Source organism: Betaproteobacteria bacterium (assembly GCA_009377585.1).
Taxonomy (GTDB): Bacteria; Pseudomonadota; Gammaproteobacteria; order Burkholderiales; family WYBJ01; genus WYBJ01.
In genome coordinates this window covers 1-4,195 of the sequence record WHTS01000225.1, presented here as the reverse complement: position 1 = coordinate 4,195, position 4,195 = coordinate 1, and the positions used below count along the sequence as shown (strand labels likewise).

Here is a 4,195-nt window from a genome sequence, read left to right as displayed (position 1 = left end):
CCGGTGATCTCGAGCCAGGTGACCGAAGCGATGCTCGGCCGCCGCCGTCATCTCAACACCGAGCAGGCCGAGCGCGACGCCGCCCCGGCTCGCCGCCTACTGCGCGTCGAGCGTGACATTCGCGAACAGTTGCGCAAACTGCACGATCAACTCGGTGAGGCCCGGCGCGACTTGCACCTGGACCCCGAAAGCATCCAGGCCGTGGTCGAGACCGGACTCGCACTCGCGGGGCAGCCGCCGCTGCGTGCGGTGGAGCTTTGCGGGCTCTGGCCGGATCCCGCCGGCAAACGGACCCAATCTCCGGTGTTCGCGCTGCCGCCGTTGACCGGCACATGGCGCCTCGCGGCCGAAGGGCTCGCCCATCCGCACACAAAGGAGATCCGCCCGATCGTGTTCGATCACACGCTTTGCGCGGGGCGCGACGACGTCGTGCTGGCGCATCTCAATCACCGGATGGTGCAGATGTGCCTGCAATTGCTGCGGGCCGAGGTATGGGCGGTTGCCGGTGCGCGCAAGCTCAATCGCATCACCGCCCGCGTCGTGCCCGACGCCATGACCCAAGTGCCCGTAGCGCTGGCGCACGGCCGCCTGGTCGTGCTCGGCGCCGATAACAAGCGCCTGCACGAGGAGCTGATCTTTGCGGGCGGGGAGCTGCGCGAAGGCCGGTTCACGCGCGTCGCACAGATCGCGCGGCTGGAGCAGTTGCTCGCCAGCGCCACCGCGGAGCCCGCTCCGCTCGCAATGCAGGAACGACTGCGCGCACTCTGGCCCGAGCATCGCGGCAACCTCTTGCGGGCGCTCGAGGCCCGCTGTGACGACCGGACCAAGACCCTGCACAACCGGCTCGACGATCGCGCGACCCGCGAGGTCAACGCCATGCGCAGCGTGCTCGCCGAGCTCGGCGCCAGCATCAAGGCGCAGTTGAGCGACATCGATCCGCAGCTCGAGCTCTTCTCGATTCCGGAGAAGGAGCAATTCGAGCGCGACCGCGGTGCACTGGAGCGCCGCCTCGCCGAGCTGCCGCGCGAGATGGCGCTGGAAGCCGAGATGATCCGCACGCGCTACGCCAATCCCTCGCCGCGCCTTTTTCCGGTGTCGGTCACGTATCTCGTGCCGAAGCGGCTCGCAGGCTGAGCATGTCGATCGCGCGTCACCACAACGAATGGCTCTCGCTGCTGGAGGTCTCGGGGCCGTTCCTGTCCTTGCCGGTGCTCATGCGGGTATTCCCGCAGGGGCTGGAAGAGCATGACCGCGAACAGGCGAAGCGGCTGCGCCTCGCGCGCGAGGAGTGGGCCGAGGACGGGCACGATCCGGCCATCCATACGGCCTGGCTCGAGATGGTGCTGCGCGAGGATTTGGAATATCCCGACGACCATCTCTTGTCGGGACAGAGCCTGCCGGCGGGTCTCGATGTGCGCGTTCCCGAGCATGACGAAACCCTGCGCCCGCACTGGGCGCTGAAGGCGCCGGGGGACGAGCGGCCCCGGCTGCTCGTCACCGTGTATCCCCCGCAGCAGGATCTCGATCGGCCGGTGACCGGCAAGGCGTGGAAGGCGACACCCGGCACGCGGATGATGACGCTGCTGCACGGCGCCGACGTGCCGCTGGGCCTGGTTACCAACGGCGAGCAGTGGACGCTGGTCGCCGCAAGACCGGGGCAGACGACGAGCTTCGTGTCCTGGTACGCATCGCTCTGGAGCGAGGAGCCGCTGACGCTGCGTGCGTTCCGCGACTTATTGGGCGTGCGGCGGTTCTTCGGTGTGCCCGAGGCCGAATCCCTTACCGCCATGCTGGCGGAGAGCCTGCAGAACCAGCAGGAAGTCACCGATCAGCTCGGCTTGCAGGTGCGCAAGGCGGTCGAAGTGCTGATCCAGGCGCTCGATCGGATCGACATCGACCAGCAGGGCAAGCTGCTCGAGGGCGTCGGCGAGAAGGTGCTCTACGAGGCGGCGCTGGCGGTCATGATGCGGTTGGTGTTCCTTTTCTCTGCGGAAGAGCGTGGGCTGCTCCTGCTCGGCGACCCCACCTACGACCGCCACTACGCGGTCTCGACCTTGCGCGAGCAGTTGCGCGAAGCTGCCGATCGCCAAGGCGAGGAGATCCTCGAGCGCCGCCACGATGCGTGGAGCCGGCTGCTCGCGACCTCGCGGGCAATCTACGGCGGCATCGCGCACGAGGCGCTGCGGCTCCCGGCCTATGGTGGCGACCTGTTCGACCCCGATCGCTTCCCGTTCCTCGAAGGCCGTTCGCGCGCATCGACCTGGCGCAATGCGGATGCCCATCCTCTGCCGGTCAACAATCGCACCGTGCTGCATCTGCTGGAGTCGCTGCAGGTCCTGCAAGTGCGCGTGCCGGGCGGTCCGGCCGAGCCGCGGCGCTTGAGCTTTCGCGCCCTCGACATCGAGCAGATCGGCCACGTCTACGAGGGCTTGCTCGACCATGCGGCCAAGCGCGCGCCTGAAGTGACTCTGGGGCTCGCCGGCGCGAAGGACGCAGAGCAGGAGATTCCGCTCGGTCTGCTGGAAGGTAAAGCGCGCGAGAGCGAGGATGCGTTGGTTGCTTATCTGGCGGAACAGACCGGCCGCTCGGCATCCGCATTGCGACGCGCACTGCGGCAGCCCGAGCCGCCGAACGCGATGCTGCTCCAGGTCGCGTGCGGCAACGATGCCAAGCTGGCGGCCCGAGTCGCACCGTTCGCGCATCTGCTGCGGGAGGACACGAGCGGCTTCCCGGTGATCATCCTGCCGGGCAGCGTCTACGTGACTGCCGGCACGGACCGGCGCAGCACCGGCACGCACTACACGCAGTTGAGTCTCACCGCGCCGATGGTGAAGACCACGCTCGATCCGCTGCTCTACCGCGGTTTCGACCACGGCGATCAGCCCTCGCTGGAGCGCCTGATCGCGCCGGCCGAGATCCTGAATCTCAAGGTCTGCGATCTGGCCTGCGGCTCGGGAGCGTTCCTCGTCCAGGCCTGCCGCTATCTCGCCGAGCGGTTGGTCGAAGCCTGGGGCATTGCCGAGGCCGGCACGGACGGCAAGCCATTGGTGATCCCGGAGGCGGGCGCATCCGCCGGTCATCCCGCCGAGCGGCTGCTGCCGATGGACGACGAGGAGCGCCTGGCGCTCGCGCGCCGGCTGGTCGCCGAGCGCTGCCTCTACGGCGTGGATGTGAACCCGATGGCGGTGGAAATGGCCAAGCTTTCGCTCTGGCTCGTCACCCTGCACAAGCACCGGCCCTTCACCTTTCTCGATCACGCGATCAAGTGCGGCGACAGTCTCATCGGCGTTCACCAGGCCGAACAGGTAGCGAGCTTTCATCTGCGCCCGGCGCGTGGTCGGCTGCGCGGCGGCGTGTTCGATTACGTCACCGCGCATGTGCACGAGCGCCTGGAACGCGCACGGGAGAAGCGCGAGCAGTTGGAGCGCTTCACCGTGCTCGATATCCGCGATGCCGAGCACAAGGCGCGGCTGCATCGCGAAGCCGAAGCCGCACTCACCGAGGTCCGAGTCGTATGCGACCTGATCGCGGGCGCTGGGCTCGCGACCGCTGGCGGCACCGAGAGCCGCAGCCTCAACCTGCTCGATGCCAAGCTCGACGATCTGATCCTGCACGTCGGCGCCGTGTTCGCGCCGGTCGAGGAACGCAAGGCCGCCGAACCCGACCTCGGCGAGTTGACGCGAGTCGGCGACCCGCTGCTGACTGCGCCGGACGGAGAGTCACGCCGGCGGCCGTTTCATTGGCTGGTCGAGTTTCCCGAGGTGTTCCTGGATTCCGACAATCCGGGGTTCGACGCGATGCTCAGCAATCCGCCATTCATCGGTGGGCAGAAGATCACCGGGCTCTTCGGCACCGACTATCGCGATTACCAGGTGCTGCACACGGCGAACGGCCGGCGCGGCAGTGCGGATTTGTGCGCTTACTTCTTTCTGCGTGCTGGGCAACTGGTCAAAACCGGTGGTCAGTTCGGATTGCTCGCGGTCAACACGATCGCCGAGGGCGATACGCGTCAGGTCGGCCTCGAAGCCATGCTGCGCGGCAATCATGCGATCTACGCCGCGTGGCCGAATCGCCCCTGGCCTGGTGACGCGGCTGTGGTCGTGAGCCAGGTGCACGTGCGCCGCGGAAAGTGGGATGGTGCGTTCACACTCGACGATCGCTCCGTACCGACGATTTCGGCGTTTCTGTCGAGTGA

Annotated in this window: 1 protein-coding gene; it reads left to right on the top strand. The window is 67.6% G+C overall.

Annotated features, from left to right (window positions below):
* Positions 1-1,136: 1,136 nt before the first annotated feature.
* Positions 1,137-4,195: restriction endonuclease (locus GEV05_30660; GenBank protein ID MPZ47640.1), on the top strand; the 3,059-nt coding region annotated here is incomplete at its 3' end.